At 38.0% G+C, this 22,413-nt stretch carries 21 protein-coding genes and 1 pseudogene; 1 reads left to right on the top strand and 21 read right to left on the bottom strand.

Annotated elements, in window-relative coordinates; translation table 11 throughout:
• Positions 1 to 2,253, top strand: a 2,253-nt coding sequence (glnD, locus tag B3182_RS13210; protein ID WP_292753063.1) for a [protein-PII] uridylyltransferase, incomplete at its 5' end; no start/stop codon positions are given.
• 56 nt (positions 2,254 to 2,309) lie between these two features.
• On the opposite strand, the gene B3182_RS13205 is transcribed toward glnD, so the two are convergent.
• The 21 genes and pseudogenes from B3182_RS13205 to B3182_RS13105 all read right to left on the bottom strand — a co-directional run.
• Positions 2,310 to 2,576 carry a ComEA family DNA-binding protein gene (locus tag B3182_RS13205; RefSeq protein ID WP_292357977.1) on the bottom strand — a complete coding sequence of 89 codons (267 nt, stop codon included), beginning with the start codon at positions 2,574 to 2,576 and terminating at the stop codon, positions 2,310 to 2,312.
• Positions 2,577 to 2,754: 178 nt separating this feature from the next.
• Positions 2,755 to 3,324 (bottom strand): sugar transferase, encoded by a 570-nt coding sequence (locus B3182_RS13200; protein WP_292357976.1) that lies wholly within the window; start codon positions 3,322 to 3,324, stop codon positions 2,755 to 2,757.
• The gene (locus B3182_RS13195) at positions 3,321 to 4,328 is read right to left on the bottom strand and encodes an NAD-dependent epimerase/dehydratase family protein (RefSeq protein ID WP_292357974.1); all 1,008 of its coding nucleotides are present in this window, start codon (positions 4,326 to 4,328) and stop codon (positions 3,321 to 3,323) included. Before B3182_RS13195 ends, B3182_RS13200 begins: the two co-directional genes overlap by 4 nt.
• Positions 4,328 to 5,773 carry a phosphomannomutase CpsG gene (locus tag B3182_RS13190; RefSeq protein WP_292357972.1) on the bottom strand — a complete coding sequence of 482 codons (1,446 nt, stop codon included), beginning with the start codon at positions 5,771 to 5,773 and terminating at the stop codon, positions 4,328 to 4,330. The genes B3182_RS13195 and B3182_RS13190 overlap by 1 nt, the downstream gene beginning before the upstream one ends.
• Before the next feature lie 8 nt (positions 5,774 to 5,781).
• Positions 5,782 to 6,798: an EpsG family protein gene (locus B3182_RS13185; RefSeq protein ID WP_292357970.1), complete on the bottom strand. Its 1,017-nt coding sequence runs from the start codon at positions 6,796 to 6,798 to the stop codon at positions 5,782 to 5,784.
• Entirely contained in the window at positions 6,795 to 8,057 is a 1,263-nt protein-coding gene (locus tag B3182_RS13180) for a hypothetical protein (protein WP_292411448.1), read from the bottom strand. Before B3182_RS13180 ends, B3182_RS13185 begins: the two co-directional genes overlap by 4 nt.
• A gap of 6 nt (positions 8,058 to 8,063) precedes the next feature.
• On the bottom strand, positions 8,064 to 8,975 hold the full coding sequence (locus B3182_RS13175) for a glycosyltransferase (protein WP_292357966.1): 912 nt from the start codon (positions 8,973 to 8,975) through the stop codon (positions 8,064 to 8,066).
• Between the two features lie 20 nt (positions 8,976 to 8,995).
• A complete protein-coding gene (locus B3182_RS13170; RefSeq protein WP_292357965.1) occupies positions 8,996 to 9,760 on the bottom strand; it encodes a glycosyltransferase family 2 protein in 765 nt (254 codons plus the stop codon).
• A gap of 4 nt (positions 9,761 to 9,764) precedes the next feature.
• A complete protein-coding gene (locus B3182_RS13165) occupies positions 9,765 to 10,604 on the bottom strand; it encodes a glycosyltransferase (protein WP_292357963.1) in 840 nt (279 codons plus the stop codon).
• A 53-nt stretch (positions 10,605 to 10,657) separates the two neighbouring features.
• Positions 10,658 to 11,491 (bottom strand): glycosyltransferase family 2 protein, encoded by an 834-nt coding sequence (locus B3182_RS13160; protein ID WP_292357962.1) that lies wholly within the window; start codon positions 11,489 to 11,491, stop codon positions 10,658 to 10,660.
• A gap of 3 nt (positions 11,492 to 11,494) precedes the next feature.
• A complete protein-coding gene (locus B3182_RS13155; RefSeq protein ID WP_292357961.1) occupies positions 11,495 to 12,226 on the bottom strand; it encodes a class I SAM-dependent methyltransferase in 732 nt (243 codons plus the stop codon).
• Entirely contained in the window at positions 12,204 to 13,460 is a 1,257-nt protein-coding gene (locus tag B3182_RS13150) for a glycosyltransferase family 4 protein (RefSeq protein ID WP_292357959.1), read from the bottom strand. Before B3182_RS13150 ends, B3182_RS13155 begins: the two co-directional genes overlap by 23 nt.
• Before the next feature lie 28 nt (positions 13,461 to 13,488).
• Positions 13,489 to 14,301, bottom strand: coding sequence for an FkbM family methyltransferase (locus B3182_RS13145; RefSeq protein WP_292357958.1), 813 nt, complete (start codon positions 14,299 to 14,301; stop codon positions 13,489 to 13,491).
• A 7-nt stretch (positions 14,302 to 14,308) separates the two neighbouring features.
• Positions 14,309 to 15,229 carry a glycosyltransferase family 2 protein gene (locus tag B3182_RS13140; protein WP_292357956.1) on the bottom strand — a complete coding sequence of 307 codons (921 nt, stop codon included), beginning with the start codon at positions 15,227 to 15,229 and terminating at the stop codon, positions 14,309 to 14,311.
• Positions 15,226 to 15,936 carry an FkbM family methyltransferase gene (locus B3182_RS13135; RefSeq protein ID WP_292357954.1) on the bottom strand — a complete coding sequence of 237 codons (711 nt, stop codon included), beginning with the start codon at positions 15,934 to 15,936 and terminating at the stop codon, positions 15,226 to 15,228. The genes B3182_RS13140 and B3182_RS13135 overlap by 4 nt, the downstream gene beginning before the upstream one ends.
• The gene (locus B3182_RS13130; RefSeq protein WP_273182563.1) at positions 15,933 to 16,610 is read right to left on the bottom strand and encodes an SAM-dependent methyltransferase; all 678 of its coding nucleotides are present in this window, start codon (positions 16,608 to 16,610) and stop codon (positions 15,933 to 15,935) included. Before B3182_RS13130 ends, B3182_RS13135 begins: the two co-directional genes overlap by 4 nt.
• Positions 16,600 to 17,934 carry a flippase gene (locus B3182_RS13125; RefSeq protein WP_292357950.1) on the bottom strand — a complete coding sequence of 445 codons (1,335 nt, stop codon included), beginning with the start codon at positions 17,932 to 17,934 and terminating at the stop codon, positions 16,600 to 16,602. The genes B3182_RS13130 and B3182_RS13125 overlap by 11 nt, the downstream gene beginning before the upstream one ends.
• 66 nt (positions 17,935 to 18,000) lie before the next feature.
• The gene (locus B3182_RS13120) at positions 18,001 to 19,065 is read right to left on the bottom strand and encodes a GDP-L-fucose synthase family protein (RefSeq protein ID WP_292358137.1); all 1,065 of its coding nucleotides are present in this window, start codon (positions 19,063 to 19,065) and stop codon (positions 18,001 to 18,003) included.
• Positions 19,058 to 20,143, bottom strand: a complete 1,086-nt coding sequence (gene gmd / locus B3182_RS13115) for a GDP-mannose 4,6-dehydratase (RefSeq protein WP_292357949.1) — start codon at positions 20,141 to 20,143, stop codon at positions 19,058 to 19,060. Before gmd ends, B3182_RS13120 begins: the two co-directional genes overlap by 8 nt.
• 41 nt (positions 20,144 to 20,184) lie before the next feature.
• On the bottom strand, positions 20,185 to 22,089 hold the full coding sequence (glmS, locus tag B3182_RS13110; protein ID WP_292357947.1) for a glutamine--fructose-6-phosphate transaminase (isomerizing): 1,905 nt from the start codon (positions 22,087 to 22,089) through the stop codon (positions 20,185 to 20,187).
• 114 nt (positions 22,090 to 22,203) lie between these two features.
• Positions 22,204 to 22,413: pseudogene (locus tag B3182_RS13105) on the bottom strand (UDP-glucose 6-dehydrogenase); the annotation flags it as partial.

Raw genomic sequence — 22,413 nt, 5'->3', positions numbered from 1 at the left:
ATTGGCGAATGCCGCCAACAGGCAGAAGACGATATCACTATAGCCACCAATCTTCTTGAAGCACGGTTTTTATCCGGTAATCGGGTATTGTTTGAACAATTACAGCAATTAACGGTTTCCAACAAGACCTGGGATAACCGGCTTTTCTATGAACGGAAAAAACAGGAACAGATTCAACGTCATCATAAATACAACGATACCGGTAACAACCTTGAACCCAATCTGAAAGAATCGCCGGGTGGTCTTCGTGATATTCAGGTTATCAACTGGGTGGCACAACAGCATTTTGATGTCCGAAACCTGCAAGGTCTTAAATCCAAGGGATTTCTGGCAGAGAGTGAATTCGAGGTATTGCAACAATCACGACGTTTTTTATGGCGTGTACGTTTTGCCCTACATCATCAGGCAGGCCGCAAACAAGAAAAGTTGATGATTGATCATCAACGTGAACTGGCCAAGCAGCTGGGTTATGTCGAAACCAACAGTCGTATGGCTGTTGAACATTTCATGAAAGATTATTATCGAACAGTCCGTGCAGTGGGTCAGATGAATGCCCTGTTATTACAACTGTTTGAAGAGAATATTATTCTGGCAGACGAGCCACGGGACATTGAACCGATAAACCGCCGCTTCCAATCCCATAATGGATATCTGGAAACCATCAACTCTGGTATTTTCGCCTACTATCCCTATGCTCTGCTCGAGGTGTTTTTGATTTTGCAGCAGCATCCGCATATCAAAGGAATTCGTGCCTCGACCATTCGTCAGATACACGCACACCTGCATTTGATTGATAGACGTTTTCGCACCGATATCAGAAATCGCAGCCTGTTTATGGAAATCATCCGTCAACCAAAAGGGGTTACCCATGAATTCCGTCGCATGAACCAACTTGGCGTTTTAGGTGCGTATTTGCCTGAGTTTGGTCGAATTGTCGGGCAGATGCAGCATGATTTATTTCATGCTTACACTGTAGATGAACATACCCTGTTTCTGGTGGGAAATTTACGTCGTTTTTCCTGCTCTGAATTCAAGGATGAATTTCCGCTATGTTCAGAAGTCTTTTATCAACTGCCAAAACCTGAATTACTTTACATTGCCGGCATTTATCATGATATTGCCAAAGGTCGTGGTGGCGATCACAGTATTTTGGGGGTTCAGGACGCAGAGAAATTTTGTACCCAGCATAATCTGAGTGATTACGACACCAGTATTGTTACTTTTCTGGTTCGGCAGCATCTGGCAATGTCGTCCACTGCCCAGAAGAAAGATCTGGAAGATCCAGAGGTCATTCAGGACTTTGCTGAATTAGTTGGCAGTGTGAACAGATTAAATTATCTGTATCTGCTGACGGTGGCAGACATTCGGGCAACCAATAATAATCTTTGGAATGGCTGGCGTGATTCATTACTCAAGCAGCTTTATCACAGCACCCATCAATGGTTGGAACATACTGAAGCCCAGGCGAAAAGCACTCAAGAGAAAAGCCATAAAAAGTATCAGCTGGCTTTGGACAAACTCACTGAAATGGGATGGCCACCTCAAGACATTACGACTTTATGGCATAGCTACGATCTCGATTACTTTCTTCGACATTCAGTCGAGGAAATTGTCTGGCAAACCAATGGCAGATTAGAAAATCCTGAGCAAGAGCCGTTGATTTTAGTGCGGCCTCACAATGATAAACAGACACTGGAATTATTCATTTACGCACAGAATAGGCAGGGCCTATTCGCAGCAATGACTGCCAGTCTGGAACAACTGCAACTGAACATCCTTGACGCCAAAATCAATATCAGTGGTGATGACAGTGCTCTGAATACGTTTATCATTAATGGTGCACAACAGCGTTATGAAGACATCATCACTGCTGTCAGTAAACAACTGGCCCGTAAAGAGCTTACTTCAGGTTATAAACCGCAATTGATGCCAAGAACCACCAAGCTTTTCAAAACAGAGCCCGTTATCAAGTTTTCAACCAATCAACAACAAAATCACACGGTAATGGAGTTGTATACGCACGACCGACCCGGCTTACTGTCCGCTGTGGCACAGGTATTTCTGGCGCATCAAATACAGGTTATTAATGCCAAAATGGTCACTCTTGGCGATCAAGTGGAAGACGTATTTTTCATCACCAATATTGAAGACAATGCGTTAAGTGAGACAGAGCAACAGAATGTGTATGAATCACTCAAAGACAAACTGGTCATGCAGGCAGAGTCAGTCGTCTCAACATCTGTTGCCTTTTGACAGGCATAAAAAAGGTGAGGTTATAACCTCACCTTTTCATAACTAATTATATTAACTTAATCAGAGACTGTTACATTCTCAGCAATATTGGCCACTTTTTTCTCGCCAATACCTTTGATATTTGCTAAATCTTCAACATTGGCAAATGCCCCGTTCTGCTCGCGGTACTCAACGATAGCATTAGCAGTAGAGGGCCCCACTCCGTTCAACAGTTGTAATTCATCTGCTGATGCAGTGTTGATATTGATTTTATCTGCTGCGAATGCAGCGAATGATGAAAGTGAAAACGCCAGTAATAACGAAATGATCCTTTTTTTAAACATCTTTCCATACTCCTTGTTTAGTTAAATTCAGCTCTCCAGAGCTGCAATTAAAGAGTAAGGGAATTTATCTTTTCAGATCTAGTAAAATCCTTGGAAAAATTGACAACGTGAGAAGCTGTTCACAAAATATTTATCGTTGTTAATTTCACTTCATTAACATTGATGCACTAAAGAACGGTTATGTAGATTTATTTACCCTGTCTCCCCTGCCTTTACCAGTAAGCGTTTGCAGGATAAGGCTGAAATAAAATCGAACACTGAGCTGTTCAATCATTCTGGCATCAGTTGTTGCCAACAATTGTGGTGTCGACATATCTATATCATTTATTTGTGCTAGTCCGGTAATACCAGGTCTAACCTTAAACACATCTTTCGCTGCGCGTTCCTCAATTAATTCAAGCTGGTTAAAAAGGCATGGTCTGGGCCCAACCAGACTCATTTCTCCTTTCAAGACATTCCACAATTGCGGTAACTCATCCAACTTGGTTCGACGCAGAAAACGACCAAAGGGAGTAATCGAAGAGGCTGAAGCCAGATGACTGGCTACATGCGCCGTATCTTTTGTCATGGTACGGAATTTGACTAATGTAAAGGGCTTTTGATTTCGCCCCACACGCTGTTGCCTGAATATGGGGGAACCAGTATCAAACCAACCGATAACGATCAGAATTAATAAAATAGGCAAACCGATCAACAGGCCAGCACCAGAAAAGATAACATCCAGTAAACGGATAACAACTCGGGTCATGAATTTCTCGTTTTATTATTTGTAATTAAAGCATTATTTTTATTCGGCTCAGCCATTTTCTTAAGCTGTTGATCCATTGTCGTGACGGGTTTCCAGCCAAGCAAATGTCGGGCTTTTCTGTTATCTATCTGCAAATCTCCAAACAATCGAATCGCTAAAGCCGATTTACCCAGTAATTTCGCAGTATTTTTCATCAATCCTACAGGTACTGGAATTAATTTTGCTGATACTCCTTGGCTAGTAGCAACTTTTTTAAGCAATTCACTCAAGGAAACAGATTCATCGTCGGCAATCACAAACGTTTGATTTCCCGCGGCAGGTGCATCAAGACACAACGTAATGAAATCCGCCAAATTATCCAGGGCGATCATTGAACGCTTGTTATGTATTGCTCCAAAAGGCAACGGTAAGCCACTTTTCGTCCACTTGAGTAAACTTGCAAAGTTACCAGGCGCATCAGGTCCGTATACCAAAGGAGGTCTGATGATGACCCATTCCATCTGATTTGAAAATTGGTGATTTGTAATTAGTTGCTCAGCTCGCCATTTTGAAACTGCATAAGGTTCCTGAGGGTTTGGAGTATCTTGCTCTGTGAATGGTGTCTGACTGGTTTGATTGCCATTGACACCAATCGAGCTAAGAAACAAAAACCGTTTAACATTGTATTTAGAAGCTAGTTTTGCCAGCTTGAAAGTTGCTGAAGCGTTTACTGCATCAAAAAGTGATTGATCGTTAATTGGGTCGTCACTTGTAATATGGGCTCGTCCAGCAAGGTGAACTAATACATCAGAAACTGATAAAAAAGTCGCTAATTTGGTCTCAAACTCATTATCGTCAGCCTCAGCGAACTCCGACAAATCGCCAATCACGACCTGGGTTACCGATGTTGGCAATTGCTTAGTTAATTTCCTAACCGCAGCAATAACATTATGTTGATCTGCCAGCAATGAATCTATTAGGGCTTTGCCGACAAACCCTGTTGCGCCTGTTACAAAAACCTTCATCAGCTATGAATTATCTGTTCGATTTCTGCCACTTTGGCTTTCATCAAAGCCTCATCAGCCCGAGTTTCAACATTTAGACGTAACAATGGTTCAGTATTAGATGAGCGTAAGTTAAATCGCCATCGGTCAAACTCGAGGCTTATTCCATCTGTTTTATCAATCAATGGATTTTCAGCAGAAAAATGTTGAAGAATTTTATCAAGAATGACATTAACATCTGCTACCCGATAATTAATTTCACCACTGCACGGGTATTTCGCCATTCGCTCATTAACCAGTTCAGATAAAGGCTTGCCTGCTACACTGATTAATTCAGCTACCAACAGCCAGGGAATCATGCCGCTATCACAATAGGCAAAATCCCTGAAATAATGGTGAGCGCTCATTTCACCACCATAAATCGCATTTTCCAGACGCATACGTTCTTTGATGAAAGCATGGCCAGTTTTGGATTGAATAGGTTTGCCACCCGCCGCTTCAACCTGATCGATGGTGTTCCATGTCAACCGTGGATCATGAATGATTTTTTCACCCGGTGACTTAAGCAAAAATGCTTCAGCCAATAAACCGACAATGTAATACCCTTCGATAAAGCGGCCATTTTCATCAAACAGAAAACACCGATCAAAATCCCCATCCCAGGCGATACCAATATCGGCTTTATTAGCAATGACTGCATCAGCAGTTGCTGCACGGTTTTCGGGTAATAAAGGGTTAGGAATACCATTCGGAAAATTGCCGTCAGCTTCATGATGCACCTTAATAAACTCCACTGGCACATTAGCGGGTTTAAAGTATTGTTCAATAGCATCAATTACATGTCCAGCGGCACCATTACCCGCGTTCACAACCAGCTTTAACGGTTTAAGTTTTGCCAGATCAATATAGCTCAGCAGATGCTCAACGTAGGGTTGAAGTATCGATTGCTGTTTGTATTTATTGGCATTATTCGTTCCACTGAAAACAGTGTTTTCAGATGTAATAGTGGCAGAAGTATTAACCTTATCAGAGACAACTGCTTTTGATGTGTTAAAAGGGGAATCAATACGTTCGGCCAAATCACGGATTTCATTTAAGCCACTATCACCACTTATCGGCAAAGCACCACGCCCCACCAGTTTCATGCCGTTATAGTCCATGGGATTATGGCTTGCCGTCACTTCAATACCACCATCAACATCCAGATAAAATGAGGCAAAATAAATCTCTTCTGTGCCTACCATACCGATATCAATAACTTCTGCTCCGGCGTCCATCAGGCCTTGAGCCAAAGCCAGTTTTAATGGTTCACTGGTATGCCGAATATCGCCACCAACCACAACCCGTCTGGCATTTAAATTTTTAGCATAGGCATATCCAATTCGATAAGCGACATCGGGGTTAAGCTCTTCGCCTAGTTTTCCTCGAATATCGTAGGCTTTGAAGCAACTTATATTTTGACTCATCAATTTTCTCATTCAAAAAAGTTTGGGAATAGGTAAAAGAATCTAGCTACAGCATAACTTGAGAAGACTACAATCATGCTGATTTGAATCAAAAGTTGTTGTTTAGCTCTAGCATTTAAATATACCCAACTAAGTAGTAAAACTGTACTGATTAAAAATAATTCACCTAGTCGTGCCCCCACAGCAACATTATCATGTAAAAGACACATAATAATTACTCCCAACATTGCGATTGAGGCCATCACACGTTTAAAAGGATCTGTCAAAATTTCATCCCTAAGGTAAAAATAAATACCTGCAACAAGCAAATAATAAAAGCCTATAAAATAAAAATACAAACCCGTTGAATTTTGCTGCTGAAGTAATTCAGGGCGTGCATAAAATTGGTATTTATCAGTAAAAATCATAGAAAATCTTATTAGCCAGTCAAAAGCTGAAAAGTCAATCCAAATCAATATTGGGGAAAGTATAAAAATCCCTAGCACCACAAAATTTAACTGTCTAACCCAATACAATGGATAAATAATCATGAAAGCAATAGTGGTCAGATGAATTTGACTTGCTAGTCCAACCAGTAAAAAACTTAACGAGATGCGTTTATGCTGCAAAAAATAAAATGCCGGAATAACCAATGCTGTTGCATAAGCCACGCGAAGAACTGTTGTATCAAAAAGGAAAAAATATAAACAAAAATAAAAAAAACATGCTGCAGGGACGGAATCCACTATTTTAGACAAATAATTTAATTTAATGACTAAAGTTATTATAGTTATAATCCCCATGAATAATGAGAAACCAATTACCTCCCCACCAAGCTTTGATAAGACAAAATATGCTGGCTCTTTAAATATAGAGAACTCGGAAAGCATTTGTGTCCAACTCTTTTGATTATCAATAGAAAACAGCCACTGATAATTACTCCAGTCCTTTGAAGCTGATTGACATAAGTAAACCGCTATTAATCCTAATATGGAAAATAATATATATTTAAATCTAATCTCTGAAAAAAAATTATAATTTATCAATTTCGCATCATCCTATGAGCAACTAAATACAACATTGCCATTTCTATAAATAATCGTGTTGACCAAACTGCTGCGGCCCCATACACTCCAAATTTTCCGTATATAAATGGAGCGAAACAAAGGTATAAAATTCCTTCACTCATGAAAATTAAACTCAAAAGCCTTGCTTTCCCCTGTGCGTATAAAAATACAAGTGGGAGCTGTGCAATAGAGGCAAAAATAACACCTAAAAGTAATATTAAAGAGATGTTACTCACTAAGCCGAGAAACTCAACATTAAGCAAAAATGGCAATATGCCATAAATTATACTGACTACTGCAAGTGCAAATAATAATGTAAGAATTGTAATTTTTTTCAAAGAAGTGAAATGGATGTTCTTAAAATCAATTGAAGAGAACTTCTCAGAGGCAAAGTATGGCGTAAGAACAATCGCTATAGACCATGGAATAATAAGATATCTACTTATGATATCCTGGCTAGCAATATATACCGATAACTCAGCTTGTGATACGAAACCCGCAACAAAAAATCTATCGGCATAAATAAATGCCGTTGAAAAAAAACCCGATATAGCAGCCCAAAATGCATAATTTTTGATTTTGGATACTAAAGAAAGGTCTACATGAACCCAACTTTTGAAGTTTATGATTCTTGTTAATTTTATATATATTACAAATGAAAGATAACGTGAAAAAGTAATAGCAAAAGCTAACAAAACAATTGAGTCTTGGTTAAACGAAACTAATATTGGAAGCAAAAATAAACTTGTACCAGAAAATATTTTTGCTAAATTCGCCTCTTTGAATGCACCAGCACCCTCAAATCTTCCCCTTAATACGCTCATCATTACTGCGGGTAGGACTCCAAAACCTGCAATCTGAAAGGCAAGGATAATTTCTTTAGTTTCTGCTTTTGATACATGTAACCAATAGTCAACTAAATAAGGACTAAGTAAAAATATAAATAATGATGTAGCACTTCCGATTACAAATGCTATAGCAAGGCTAGTACTTGTAAGTATTTTTACTTGTTGAGGGCATTGATATTTATCTTTTGGCACAAAAAAGTGCATTGCACGAGCTAAGCCAAAATCGTATACAAAGAAGAATAGGTTTAATGAAAGTAATAATGATAAGATTGCAAATCTTTCAACACCTAGCAAATAAATAAAAACTGGAATTGATGCCAAAGCAGCTAAAGCTGGTATAGCTCCTCCGGCAAAACTCCAAATAGAGTTTTGGTTAAGTCGAGTCAACATACAGTGCTAAAACAGAAATAAACCACAAGCACAGTAGAGCATTACTCTATCCATTTTGGCTCTTCGTGTTTCAGGAAGTAACGCCATTAGTTTTAGTCGATTTGCAAAAGTATCTGCACTAACAATACGGCATACATTTAAGACTTCTTCATCTGATGTCATTTTCTCTACGATACGAGAAATTTTGATAACTTCCTGTCGATACCAACCGTCGTTTATTTTTGACAATCTATTCAACTTTGCCTGCCACCCCCGGTTTACCCCCATCACGTTGTTCTCATGTTGACGATATTTAAGTGAGGGGACTGGGTCAATTGTCCAGTTTTTTTTATTTGCTCTGGCAACTGCATAAACAAACCAATCATGCAGATCTGGCCGATCTTCTTTCTTTAATTTTTCAAGCGACTTTTTTATAAGCGTAAATAGGCCGGGGGTAAATATATAGCTGCATCCAGGACCAGCCGATTCAAATAAAAAATCAAACTTTTTCATTTCATCAGACTTGATGATCCGTTCTTTTTTTCCATCAGGCCAAAATGCTATGACATCTGAAGAGACTCCCTCAGAAGAGGTTAACTTTAGAGATTGAATCTGATTATTTAATTTATCTTCGAACCATATATCGTCTTGATCAGCAAGTGCTATATAGTCAGAACTATCCATATTAATGTTTTCAATTAAGTGATAGAAGTTACCAGCAGCTCCTCGAGTAGAACTGTTATTGCAATGTAACTCAATGTTTTCATTCGTTCTTGCCAACTCTTCTAACCATTCATAGGTTCCATCCGTCGAACCATCATCGGAAATAACTAAATTAACATGAACAGACTTTTGTAACTTAATACTTTCGATTTGTTCTTTGACCCAGCGTATTCCATTAAAAGTTGCCATTAAGACAGTTACTTTTGGTAATTCCATATAATCTTGATTACATAACATTAAAGTTTTTTTGGCCTTAGAAAAAATTGCTTAACCCTGTCAACGAGTTTGTTAAAAAAGAATTTTAAACGACTACTATGTTCATAATAGTCATCCAAAACGCTGAGAATTTCTCTATTTTGTTCAAAAATATTTTTAATATTTTTGTTTGTCGCGCCGCCCATTCGCATTTTTATTAATACGTTTGGTAAATAAACTGTATTAATTTTATGTTTTTCTAATAGTCGGAATAATAGCTGCATATCTGCAGCAAGCTGATAACGTAAATCAAATACACCATATTTTTTATAGATGCTGCTTCTAACAAAAAAAGTCGGGTGTGCTGGCATCCAACCCAATTTGAAGGCTCCCGGCTGAAAGGGGTTAGACTTCCAATATCTTATAATTTGGCTCGTATCCTTCGTATCGACATAAACAAGATCAGCAAAGCAAGCATCTATCTGAGTGTCTAAGAAAGACTTCGCCACTGTATCAATCGCTGAAGGCGTCGCATAAAAATCATCAGCATTCAAAGTGCCGATAACATTACCTGTTGCCATAGCGATCCCTTTATTCATTGCATCATAGATACCTTTATCTGGCTCAGAAACGAAACGGGTAACACTTAGAGATTTTTCAATAATATTTACCGTTCCATCTGTTGAGCCTCCATCCACAATGATATGTTCTATCTCAGGATAATCTTGTTCAGCAACAGAACGAATAGTGTCGGGTAAGGTATGAGCAGCGTTATAACAAACAGTGATTATGGATATTTTCAGCATTTATTTAGATACTTGGCAATCGGTAACAGCTAATAAACGCAACTCCGTTAACTACTGTATATAACCAGTAGTTCAGGATTTGGCCTATTTTTCCCCGCCCCTCAAAAACAGCAGCCAATTTTGCTATCCCTTTAAGATATTTAGCTCGGAAGCTTTTTTGACCGAACTTCAGCTCTTCAAAAGCGGCTAATTCGATTATTCGGCTAGATTTAACAAACATTGACTTATTTTCACCATGTAATCGATACCCTGCAATAGGCTTAGTCATCTCTAACCATGAATACTTTTGAAAAGCTTGGTAAAAAAATACGACATCAAAAACAAAGTTAAAAGCAACTGGCCAATTTGTTTGCTCATAAACCTCACGCTTCCAGAACGTAGCAGGTTGTAAAACAGCGGTCCGAAACTTCATCCAATGGAAGCCATCAAACGGATGATAACGATAATTAATGGGCTTGATCCATTTACCCTGAGCATCAATGTAATAACCTCTAAAGCTTACTAAACCAATATTTGGATATTGTTCAAAGGATCTTACAATTTCAGTGAAACTATCTTTGGCCAAATATGTATCGTCTGCATTTAAAAAACCAAATACCTCACCTGTTGCATGAACGAAGGCCTTTTGAATCGCATCCGCCTGCCCATTATCCTCTGTACTAACCAATTTAAAACGCTTATCAGTTTCACAATATCCCTGAATAATTTCCACGGACTGATCAGTTGATCCACCGTCAGCTATCAAGATCTCAAAATTCGCATAATCCTGTTGTTGGATACTTGTCAGGCATGCATCCAAAAATTGGGCATAATTAAAAGAAGGGACAACGATGGTTAATTTCATGGTTATACTTTTAGAGTGAGCTCAGAAAAGCTTAATGATACAGCAGCTTTAGATTATAAGTTTTTTGTCCAATGTGGCGGCTTTCCCATTAAGGCTCTGCCAAAATCAAGTAAACGTCTAGTTTGACGCTCACCTAATATTTTCCAAAGTACAAGCCGAATATATACACGGCTTAGCGCCATCAACCAAAATACACCAGGAATTAATAAGCCATTTTTAAGCTGCGCACGTCTCACCTCCCAGATGATCTTGAGTGAGTTAGTAATATCACTACTGACGCCCCCCTGCCGCATCATTGCTATTTCTAACGGGATAAAGACCGCATCGTGATCTTTTAAGTATCTGAGTAACAGCTCATAATCGCCCGCAATCCGAAATGATTCATCAAAAGTACCATATTTATTAAATAATTCTTTTCGATGAAAAACGCCTTGATGGGGAATAGTCATCAGTTGGCGATATTTTTTACCTACTTGCTCCCAAGGTAAACCATGAGAATATAAATATTCTGAATGTACTGAGATATAACTTACTATGCCATAAGCTACGAGTATTTTTTCAGGAACCACTGCTAATGTTGCCTCGAACTGAGCAAAAACCTCAGAATGAGTGAAGTAATCATCAGCGCCTAAAAAATAAATCCACTCGCCATTAATATGCGGCAATGCTTTATTCCAGGCATTGTAAATTCCTGTATCCGGTTCTGATATCCAGTAATCAATATGATGTTCATTTTCTTTGAGTATTTGAACAGTCTTATCAGTTGAGCTTCCGTCAATAATTATTAACTGTTTATTCTTGTAATTTTGGTTAACAAAGCTATTGATAGCCTGTAGAAGTGTAGTCTCTGCATTAAAGGTTGCGATTACAACTGTAAAACTATTCATTTTTTATAATTTTTTCGCAAGAACAACATTATCCAGGTATAAATCTTTATTCTTAGGTAGCAAAAAAGAAAGAAAAAGTCCTATTACATTAAAAAAAGAAAGCAAAAAAACCATAAAAGAAAGGTTAAAGTATTTATTTTTTGTTAATGTAACTTTATATAAGTAAACATTTATTAATTGAAAAAAAAGTGAAGCATCAGACAATGTTTTTTTAAAAGTTATGACTTCGAAACCGTATTTTTTTAGTAGAAAATTCAATCCATAAGAGGTATATCTTGCAAAGTCATATGGCTGCTCATGTTCATCCCAGATGAATGGTGCAGTTAAAATAATCTTTCCGCCAGGCTTGGTAACCCTGAAGATCTCCTGAAGAAACTGATCAGGATTAAACACATGCTCAAAAACCTGGTTACATATTATCGAATCAAAAGAATCGCTCGAAAATGGTAATGTCAAACCATCATAGAAATAGTCTGCTTTTTTATTGGTTCTATTTTCAACCGTATCTAACTCTACCCCAATATAACTTTCAACATTAAAAAGTTGCTCATATGGTTTATTACCACAGCCAATATCAAGTAACGACCCATCCAGATTTCCAGAGGCACTCTTTATAGCTTTATACAAAGATATCCTTGAAAAATAATATGGATTTATAAACAAACCCAAAATACTCGGGTTGAACTGTTCTTTTAAATATATTTTTTTTAACTTAGTAAGTATTATTTTTATCATTTTTTATGTCTTGATAAAGATTAAGATATTCGTTCGCAATTTTTTCTCTATTATATTTTTCTACGGCAATACATCTAGCAGACAATGCCATACCAGATGAATCCAAAGCATTAAGAACTCTAAGAATACCCTCTGCCAAGTCAACTGGTTCAAACGGTTTTGCAAGATAACCATTAACATTGTGTTCAATAATGTCAGGCATACCACCAATTTCAAATGCAACAACAGGAGTTGCACAAAGCATAGCCTCAATCACAGTATTTGATAGATTTTCCTGTTCAGAAGGCAACACTAAAACATCCACAGCAGAGTAAAGCAAAACTTGACTTATTTCGTCCTGCAGATGCTCTATGTAGTGAACCTCCATGCCAAAATCAAAAGTTTTCGCAGGTTTGTTTGCTCCCAAAATAATAAGTTCAATATCTGCTTTATCATGCTCATTCATATTTTTTAAAGCAGGCAATAAATGCTGATAGCCTTTTCTTTTATCATTAGTCGCATTAAATGCTGAAAATAACACCAGTTTTTTGTGCTGTGGAAAATTAAAGGCATTCCTTGCAGCAGGCTTATCTATTGGGTGATATTTTTCTATATCAAATGCATTCGCAATAATTTCTATACGCTTATTTTGAAATAGTGTACTTTTTTGGGCACAGTCAGCAAGCCATCTACTTGTTGCAACGATTGTTATATCAAGATCATTCCAAGCGGCTTGTTTTCGTTGTAGTACTTTGGCTGATAGATCATAATCTTTAGATGAACCTAAAAGCGGACATTTACCACAAGACTTTGTATAACGATTACAGTAGTTGTCATAATGACAGCCTCCAGTAAACGGCCACATATCATGGAGAGTCCATACCACGGGTTTATTTAACTTAGCCAAACTTTCAATTTTTATGAAACCTGCTGTAATCCAAAATAAATGCACAATATCCGGATCCAGTTCTTTAACTCGGCGAATTAATCTATCAGGAGTTATTGCAGGCGAAAAAAGCTGTCCTGTTCGAGCGGGGTATCTTTTTAAAGGTAATGAATCAAACTTTGAACTTAACTGTGAAACTAAAGTTGAAGCAGCACTCTTTGAAGCAATCACTGTTTCATCACTACTATATTTTCGCTGAACGAATAAATTTGATTCGACATTAACAGTCCGTAAAGCATGGTGAAGTCGATAGGTAGCTATTGCTGCACCACCATGCAGATCAAAACTATTAACCAAAAGAGACTTCATGGGGAATGTTTTCCTATGTGTCTCATAATTAGACTTTCCATGCAAAAATATTGAGCTGTAAGTCAAAATCGGTTGTAATTTTTTTAGCAACGAGTGGCTGTTGACTATCCATCAGACTATGTATGTCAAATCTAAAGCCATTATGAGTTAGAAGATCCAGCATGACTGCTAAACTTTGTGGCTTTCCAACAGAAGAATGATATTCAAGGAAAATATATTTAAATTTTGCAAGATGATTCTCCAAAGCCAGAAAAACTTGATCCTCAGCTCCTTCAATATCCATTTTTAGAAAATCGTAATGATGCTGTTCAAGATGTTCGCATATATCAACAGCTTCAATTTCAATCATTTTTTCAGTTGATGAATCAAAAACTCTCCCACCATCTGCACCTTCTGCATGAAACCTCAAAATACTATTTTGATTCCAAATTGCCTTATTAATTAATTCCACGTCGTTAAATCCATTGGTCAGAATATTGTGTTCTAAATATGAAAATATCTTCGGATCGGCTTCAAAGGCTGTAATTTTTGCCTGAGGAAATATGGTTTTAAAATATAAAACACTAAGGCCAATATTGGCTCCCAAATCAAGAATGGCTGGTTGATCATTTTCGAATTCAAACTGATAGATTTTACTAACAAATATTTCCTTATATGCAGATAAAAAAGATGCTGCATCAGGTATATTTACATGCCATTTTCGTACTTTACCACGACACTCAGTAAATCGCCTTAATCGTCCTAATTTCGTAGACTGAATACACCATTCACGATAATCAATGTCTGTTAATAATTTATAAATATGCTTAGCTGGTTCATAGAAAAATGCTTTTACTAACATTAAATATTTAGCCTTTTAACAGTATTTTTTGAGCTATTTTCAGAATCTTCCTAACAAAACGCCGATAAAAATGTGGTAATTTACTTTTATTAAAATTCTTTATTTTTTGAAGCGCCATTTGGTTCTCATCTAATTTCAGTTTAGCATTGATACTGAAATCCTCTTTTAAGTCCGAAATTTCATAAGAATTACTTGTTCCACAGTTAGTCCCTGAACCGTCCAAACCAATATTATTAGTAAAGGATTTGTTCGGGTGAAGGCATAATCCATTATTCAAAAAAACACTCGCATACCAACGTATTGCCCAAGAATTTAATTTTCCAGAAGCTTGCATCTGAAGCATTTCACTGTAATCATAAGTATTCTCAATATCAAAATCATATTTTTTCTTGGACAGATTGAGCCGGTCAAGCAGATTTGCTGCATCAGGTTCAAAATCCTCCCAGGCACGTTTCCATGTAGCCCACCCCCAACATGAAGGCACACGATAAAAAAATGTTTCGGGAATTTCTTCTGGTTTATCAATTCCAAACATATATCCTGAGATATGCATAACTTTCTCGTCATCTGCGTACAGGTTTAATGCATTATTCATAAAACGCAAAAAACCTTTAGATGTCACAATATCGTCTTCCAGAATAATAGCTTTTCCATCTGAATTACAGAGTTTTGTAACACCATCTACTATCGAATCAGCTAATCCTAAGTTGCAATTTCGATTAATAATTGTAACTGACTTGAAACCATTAATACTTGCAATGTACTCTCTCACTGCCTGAACTTGGACAGTCGCTTCTTGATGCTTTGCAGCATCAGAAAATATGTATAAATTGCTTTCATTAGCTAAATCATTTTTCTGTAGAGCTTCTATAGTTTTTTTTGTATGTTCGGGGCGATTGTAAACAAATAAAGCTATAGGCGCTGTCATCTTAAAAAATCTTTATGCATGAAAAACGTTGTATTTAATGTTTTAGCAAAATAAACATATCCATTTTGTTCAAGATAAGAAACAATTTCATTTTTATTATTGTTATCTGATGTATACAGAATTTCCAATAATAAAACTCTTGGTTTGTACTTAATTAAATTCAAGGAACGTAAGACTTCGTAATCAAGCCCTTCAACATCAATTGACATGAAATCAATTATTTTATTAATTGGTAAATAATCATCCAGAATGATTTCAAGACTTTTTGTTTTTAACTGAGTTTTAAATTGAATGTTATAACCATTTGGTTCAGAGTCGCGTTTCTCAGATAGTTTGACATCAAAGCCATTTAAAGCAGGATCATTAAACTGATAATAGGTCAGCGTTTTTTCTTTTTCTGAAATAGCTTGTTCAAGATTAATGTCTTTACGTCTGATCTTATTGAATAGCTTCATTGCTCCTGGCATTGCATCAATATTAATACCTGTCCAGCCCTGTTTATAAAATAAATAAGTATTTGAAAATCGGACAGGGTGATGTGCGCCTACATCAACATAAAAACCATCCGCTTTATACTCAAATATTCGGCGTAAAATCATATCCTCTCCTTCTTGAGAATAAGATTTTGTCGCATAACTACTCAGAATTTTTATACGAATATATTCTAACCATTGTTTTGGTAAGATTTTTTTAATCATACTTTTCATTCGGCAAGCTCTTTTAAAGCGCCAACAGAATAAACAGGCAATCTATTGGTTTTAGGTAGGCACTGGAAACCTCTTGAAAAGAAAAGCGATGTTGTCCATGTATAGTCATTGATCGGACCAAAACCATGCATATCTACTTGCAAAAGATTGTATGTTTCTCTCAAAAGTTTTGCAGTTGTTGGATGCCTGTCAGCATTGTCCAAAATAATTAATCCTTCACCTTTTATAATGTTTTTAAGATTTTTTGCACAAGCATGTCGGTACTGACCATCAATCACTACGACGTCGTATTTTTCAAAATTACCAGCTGAAATATATTTTTCCTCTGTTTCTGCAAAAATTATTTTTAAATTATTAGTTTGTCTTTGCTTAACGATTTCATACCATTCTTTGTTATGTTCAATTGAGGTAACACTTTTGGCTCTTTCAGCCCACCAAGTTGAGCTGGCTCCTGATCCAAACTCAAGTATGTCCAGGTCTTTGAAATCAAGGCTATTAAGATATTCGTAAGCAGGATAAGTGTACCAAGGTATTTCTTGGCCCTTTTTATCTAAACACTTGTCATATTTAATTGATCTTCTTTGGCCATACTTATCAGCCAAAATCCAAAAGTTTCTTAAACTTTTTTTGGCTTTACGGGGAATAATCTTTGCCAACACGGTTTTAAGCGGCATATAAACTCCTGAAAATTAATGCTCTTATTTTCATAACAAAAGCTTTTCTTGTCTTTTTTGCAAAAGCATCAAACCATAATGCCGCGAATGAATAACTGATTAGAGTAGCGATTAAACACCCCTTTATACCAAACGACGGGATTAGAACTAAATTTAATAAAACGTTTAAGAGTGCACCATAAAGTGTTCTATAAAAAATTAATTTACTTAGATTTTCAAGTAAAAACCATTTACTACTTGCAACACCTAATGAAACAAATAAACCTATCCAAATATGAACAGCTAGAACAAATCCAGATTCACTATAAGCATCTCCGAAAAGTGAAATAACAATCCAGTCAGCTGAAAATGTCACAATTAATGCTACAAAAACAGAGATATAAACCATTAAGTCATAGAGATTTTGCATTCTTTGCTGATATAACGATTCACTTTTTTCTTTAGAGCTAATAATCGCTGGATATACTGAAGCAACTATTGCTATTGGTACGAAGTACCACATTTCACTTATTTTCACTGCAGCTGAATAAATACCTACAGCCTCATTATTGAGCATTTGTCCAAGCATGACTTGATCTATTCTCATATAAACCATTACCGACAAGCCTGACAATATAAGAGGCCAACTCTCTCGAAGTAATGTTTTAGCCTGACAAAGCTGGGGTTGCCATATTTTGCTTGTTTTTGATTGAATCGAATATAAAATGATTAATGCAATTGCCAAAACCACTGTCTCTGCGAATATTGCCCATGCAAAACTGATGAGTGGTGCTTGTTGTAATATCAAAAGAATCTTGATTGCTGCAAACAGGACTAGAACAGCACTTTCAGCCCAAACAACAAACTTAGATTGCACTTGTGATTCATACCAATACTTAATCGTTTCTGAAAACTTAACGACCATACTCAGTCCAAGGATAATAGCTATTGCTCGTGCCAAAGCATCTTCTGGTTTTAAAAAATGGATAGCCAGCACGATTAAACTGAACGTTATTAACCCACCCAATATCTGCAATGAGATAGAAGTACTCAGTATCGATGAAGTTTTTTCGGGAAATTTTACTAAATCGCGCACAACAACACTGTTCAAACCAACGGTGGCAATAGCACCAAATAATGCTACAAATGCCATGGCAAAATTGAGTAACCCAAATTGTTCCGGCCCTAAATAACGTGCAAGCCAGATGGTAACGACAAACGCTAAGCCCATCCGCAAAACCCTATCGGCAAACAACCAACCAGTGTTTTGTAGGATTTTATTAAGTCCTGGCCTGTCAGTGATTTTTTTGAGCTGGGTTTGAAACTGATTTTTTAGTGAGGGCATTACAAACTTTAAGTCGCGTTCAAGCTAATATTTTTAATGTAATTCCAATCCAAAGCTATAATCAGGCTATGCATTTTTATAGGCCGTATAAACAGTTTCAATACCATTTTTTAAACTGGTCTGAGCTTTACTGCCCATTTTTTTTAGTCTTTCAATATCCATTAACTTTCGCATTGTTCCGTCTGGTTTAGTCTCATCAAATACGATTTGACCATTGTTTCCAACAACTTCTTGTATCATTTCTGCCAGTTGCTTGATTGTCAGATCGTCCCCAACGCCTACATTTACAACCGGTGGCAAGCCGTCATTACGGGACGCTCCCAATAATGGCTTATACTGCTTATCATCAAGATTCATTAAATGCACACAAGCATCTGCCATGTCTTCGCTATACATAAACTCCCGTTTTGGCTTACCTGTACCCCAAACAACAACTGCGGGAATTTGGCCTTTTTCACACGCTTTTAATACTACACTCCTGTATGGCTCAGGTAGTTTTCCATGTTTTTCTTCATCATCAAGGATTGATGCTCTATTTCCTTCTCCAGCCAATTTAGCCAAATGAAATTTACGGATAAGCGCCGGTAAAACATGTGAATTATTTAAATCATAATTATCGCCAGGCCCATAAAGATTGGTTGGCATGGCTGCAAGATATCGTGTGCCGTACTGGCGGTTATAGCTCCAACACATCTCAATGCCAGCGATTTTAGCCAATGCATAAGGACGGTTGGTTTCTTCAAGCGGGCCTGTTAATAAATATTCTTCTTTCAATGGCTGCGGTGCGTTTTTAGGATAAATGCAACTCGACCCCAAGAACAGTAAGCGTTTTACATTATTCAGGTACGCATGATGTATCACATTATTCTGAATGGCCAAGTTGTCTCGGATAAATTCAGCCGGATAAGTATTGTTAGCGTGGATACCGCCAACTTTTGCTGCTGCAAGAAACACATAGTCAGGATTTTCAGTCTTGAAGAATTCTGCTACTGCTTTTTCATCAGTCAAATCCAATTCAGTATGGGTTCTTTTGAGTATATTGCTATACCCCTTTTCCTCAAGATTTCGAACTAGTGCTGAACCAACTAAACCACGATGACCTGCAACATAGATTTTGTCTGATTTATTCATGGTAGTCATATACAGTAAAACCATGTTTTTTTACTAATTCATCACGTTCTGCAGATTTATAATCTTCACGCACCATTTCTGCTACGAGTTCTTCAAAACTGATTTTAGGTGTCCAGCCAAGTTTTTCTTTTGCTTTAGTCGGATCACCCAGTAACGTCTCAACTTCAGTTGGACGGAAATAGCGCGGGTCTACTTGAACAATGCATTTCCCATCTGCATCATAACCTTTTTCCTCAACACCTTTGCCTTCCCAGCTAATAGTAATATCCAGTTCTTTCGCTGCGGTATTGACGAAATCACGAACGCTGTATTGCACACCTGTTGCGATGACAAAGTCCTCTGGCTGTTCCTGCTGCAGCATTAACCACTGCATCTCAACATAATCCTTGGCATGTCCCCAGTCACGTAAAGCATCAAGGTTGCCTAGGTATAGGCAGTCTTGTAAGCCTAGTTTAATTCTGGCTAACGCACGGGTAATTTTTCGGGTGACAAATGTTTCACCTCGAATCGGTGATTCATGATTGAACAAAATACCATTGCAGGCATAAATGCCATACGCTTCACGATAATTCACCGTGATCCAATAACCATATAATTTGGCAACAGCATAAGGACTACGTGGATAAAATGGTGTTGTTTCTTTCTGTGGAGTTTCCTGTACCAAACCATAAAGCTCTGAAGTGGAAGCCTGATAAAATTTGGTTTTCTTTTCGAGCCCCAATATTCGAATCGCTTCCAGAATTCGCAGCGTGCCAATACCATCGGCATTCGCTGTGTATTCCGGTGTTTCAAAACTGACCGCAACATGACTCATTGCGGCCAGGTTATAAATTTCATCGGGCTGAACCTGCTGGATGATCCGAATCAGATTAGTTGAATCAGTCAAGTCACCATAGTGCAAAATGAAATTTTTATTATCAACATGCGGATCCTGATATAGATGATCAACACGATCGGTGTTGAATAAAGAGGCGCGACGTTTTATGCCATGCACTACATAGCCTTTTTCTAATAAAAGCTCCGCTAGATAAGCACCATCCTGACCAGTGATACCAGTTATTAATGCAACTTTTTCCATTTAAATCTCTGCTTATTTTTTTATGTGTTAACTAGGTTAATTTATTCAACAGTAACCGACTTCGCTAAATTACGTGGTTGATCGACATCTGTGCCTTTAATTAAAGCAACGTGGTAACTGAGCAATTGAAGGAGAATATTGTAAGTTATCGGGGCAGTAATACGGCCTACGTTCGTGGTCGCTTTAATAACCTTAAAACCCGACTCAGAACTGATATCCGAACGTTCATCTTCAAACACAATCATCTGACCACCGCGGGCTTTTACTTCATGAAGATTGGATTTGAGCTTTTCCAGCAGATCATCGAGCGGAGCAATAGCAATTACCGGCATATTTTCATCAATCAATGCCAATGGACCATGTTTAAGCTCACCGGCAGGATAAGCTTCTGCATGGATATAACTGATTTCTTTAAGTTTTAAAGCACCTTCCAACGCTATTGGATACATCGTGCCTCGACCCAAAAAGAGTGCATGCTGTTTATCTGCAAAAGCCTGAGCAATGTCCTGAATTTCCTGTTCATGCATCAGGGCATTCTGGATCAGATTAGGTAATTTCTGTAGGCCTTGCGTGATGTGTTTTTCACGTTCGCGGGTGATGCGTTTTTTGACTTTTCCAATACACGTTAACAATAAGGCTAACGCTACTAACTGAGTGGTAAAAGACTTGGTGGAAGCGACACCGATTTCCGGCCCGGCATGGGTGAGATAACATAGATCAGCTTCACGGGTCAGGCTGCTTTCAGCTACATTACAGATTGATAATGTTTGAATATTTTTTACCGCGAAGGCATCAAGACTAGCAGCAGCATAAGCTTTAATTTGCTGCAAAGCAGCCAATGTGTCGGCAGTTTCGCCCGACTGGCTGATGGTGACAAAAAGCGTATTATCTTCGATGACTGGATTTCGATAACGAAACTCACTGGCCACTTCAACTTGGCAAGGAAGACGAACAATATCTTCAGCCCAGTATTTTGCCACCATGCCCGCATGATAACTGGTACCGCAGGCAATAATATGCAGCCGTTCAATACTTTTGAAAATGGATTCGGCGCCAGGACCAAAAGTTGAAACCAGCACTTGATCCTGCGTTACTCGTCCCTCAAGAGTGTCAATTACAGCTTGTGGCTGTTCGAAGATCTCTTTGTGCATGTAGTGACGATGTTCGCCCAGCTCTACTGCCGTAATGTTTAAAGAGGATTGTTTAATCGGACGCTCTACTTTCTCACCGGTTACAGAGCTGTAAATTTCAATGCTCTCGCGTGTCAGTTTAGCAACATCGCCATCTTCCAGAAAAATGAAGTTCTGGGTAACGGGTAGTAAGGCAGATACATCGGAAGCAATAAAATGTTCACCGATACCAATTCCGATTACTAATGGACTGCCTTTGCGGGCGGCTATCAGCGTATTCGGCTCGTCGGTGGCGATGACTCCAAGTGCATAAGCACCTTCAAAATCATGAATGGCTTCCACCACGGCATCGAGAAGTGAAAGATTGGTGCGGCTGGCAGCTGGAGAAGCATCACCGTATAAATATTGATATATGGAATGGGCGACCACTTCTGTATCGGTTTCAGAGGTAAAGCGATATCCCTGGTGCGTCTGTTGCTGTTTTAAAACCTGATAGTTTTCAATGATGCCATTGTGAACAACAGCAACACGGTGATTGCATATATGGGGATGGGCATTATTTTCGGAGGGTATTCCATGTGTGGCCCAACGCGTGTGGGCAATGCCCATTTGACCGGAAAAGCTGCTGTTTTCGCCATCGATTTTGGCTTCAAGCTGCTTAATTTTACCAAGCGAACGAACACGGTGAATATTGGCTTCAGCGTCCATAAGCGCAACACCGGAAGAGTCGTAGCCTCGATACTCCAGCCTGCGTAGACCTTCCATCAAGATTGGCGCTACATTTCGCTCAGCAATACCACCGACTATTCCACACACTGATTGCTGTCCTCCAAATAAGCAAACAAGGATTATACATCAGCAACCTTATAAATAATGCCCTTCTATCATCAATAAAACGTATTAACTGTTGAGTGTTTCAGGCAAAAGGGATTAATCCTGGCCAAATAAATCGCGGGTATAAATCTTTTCTTTTACATCCTGAATATCATCAGTAATGCGATTGGCAATAATAAGAGAAGATTGTTGTTTGAATGCTGCCAAGTCATTGACTACTTTTGAACGGAAAAACTCGGCTTCTTCCAACACCGGTTCATAAACGATAACTTCTATACCCTTGGCCTTAATACGTTTCATAATGCC

Origin of the sequence: Methylophaga sp. UBA4204 (genome assembly GCF_002379485.1) — a bacterium.
Taxonomy (GTDB): Bacteria; Pseudomonadota; Gammaproteobacteria; order Nitrosococcales; family Methylophagaceae; genus Methylophaga.
Note: the sequence above shows the minus strand (reverse complement) of the source record. Positions and strands in the feature narration are given on the sequence as shown.

Bases quoted from the DNA above. Each gene is read 5' to 3' on its own strand.
- B3182_RS13205 (WP_292357977.1), bottom strand. From the start codon at position 2,576: ATGTTTAAAAAAAGGATCATTTCGTTATTACTGGCGTTTTCACTTTCA.
- B3182_RS13200 (WP_292357976.1), bottom strand. From the start codon at position 3,324: ATGACCCGAGTTGTTATCCGTTTACTGGATGTTATCTTTTCTGGTGCT.
- B3182_RS13195 (WP_292357974.1), bottom strand. From the start codon at position 4,328: ATGAAGGTTTTTGTAACAGGCGCAACAGGGTTTGTCGGCAAAGCCCTA.
- B3182_RS13190 (WP_292357972.1), bottom strand. From the start codon at position 5,773: ATGAGTCAAAATATAAGTTGCTTCAAAGCCTACGATATTCGAGGAAAA.
- B3182_RS13180 (WP_292411448.1), bottom strand. From the start codon at position 8,057: ATGTTGACTCGACTTAACCAAAACTCTATTTGGAGTTTTGCCGGAGGA.
- B3182_RS13175 (WP_292357966.1), bottom strand. From the start codon at position 8,975: ATGGAATTACCAAAAGTAACTGTCTTAATGGCAACTTTTAATGGAATA.
- B3182_RS13170 (WP_292357965.1), bottom strand. From the start codon at position 9,760: ATGCTGAAAATATCCATAATCACTGTTTGTTATAACGCTGCTCATACC.
- B3182_RS13165 (WP_292357963.1), bottom strand. From the start codon at position 10,604: ATGAAATTAACCATCGTTGTCCCTTCTTTTAATTATGCCCAATTTTTG.
- B3182_RS13160 (WP_292357962.1), bottom strand. From the start codon at position 11,491: ATGAATAGTTTTACAGTTGTAATCGCAACCTTTAATGCAGAGACTACA.
- B3182_RS13155 (WP_292357961.1), bottom strand. From the start codon at position 12,226: ATGATAAAAATAATACTTACTAAGTTAAAAAAAATATATTTAAAAGAA.
- B3182_RS13150 (WP_292357959.1), bottom strand. From the start codon at position 13,460: ATGAAGTCTCTTTTGGTTAATAGTTTTGATCTGCATGGTGGTGCAGCA.
- B3182_RS13145 (WP_292357958.1), bottom strand. From the start codon at position 14,301: ATGTTAGTAAAAGCATTTTTCTATGAACCAGCTAAGCATATTTATAAA.
- B3182_RS13140 (WP_292357956.1), bottom strand. From the start codon at position 15,229: ATGACAGCGCCTATAGCTTTATTTGTTTACAATCGCCCCGAACATACA.
- B3182_RS13135 (WP_292357954.1), bottom strand. From the start codon at position 15,936: ATGAAAAGTATGATTAAAAAAATCTTACCAAAACAATGGTTAGAATAT.
- B3182_RS13130 (WP_273182563.1), bottom strand. From the start codon at position 16,610: ATGCCGCTTAAAACCGTGTTGGCAAAGATTATTCCCCGTAAAGCCAAA.
- B3182_RS13125 (WP_292357950.1), bottom strand. From the start codon at position 17,934: ATGCCCTCACTAAAAAATCAGTTTCAAACCCAGCTCAAAAAAATCACT.
- B3182_RS13120 (WP_292358137.1), bottom strand. From the start codon at position 19,065: ATGAATAAATCAGACAAAATCTATGTTGCAGGTCATCGTGGTTTAGTT.
- gmd (WP_292357949.1), bottom strand. From the start codon at position 20,143: ATGGAAAAAGTTGCATTAATAACTGGTATCACTGGTCAGGATGGTGCT.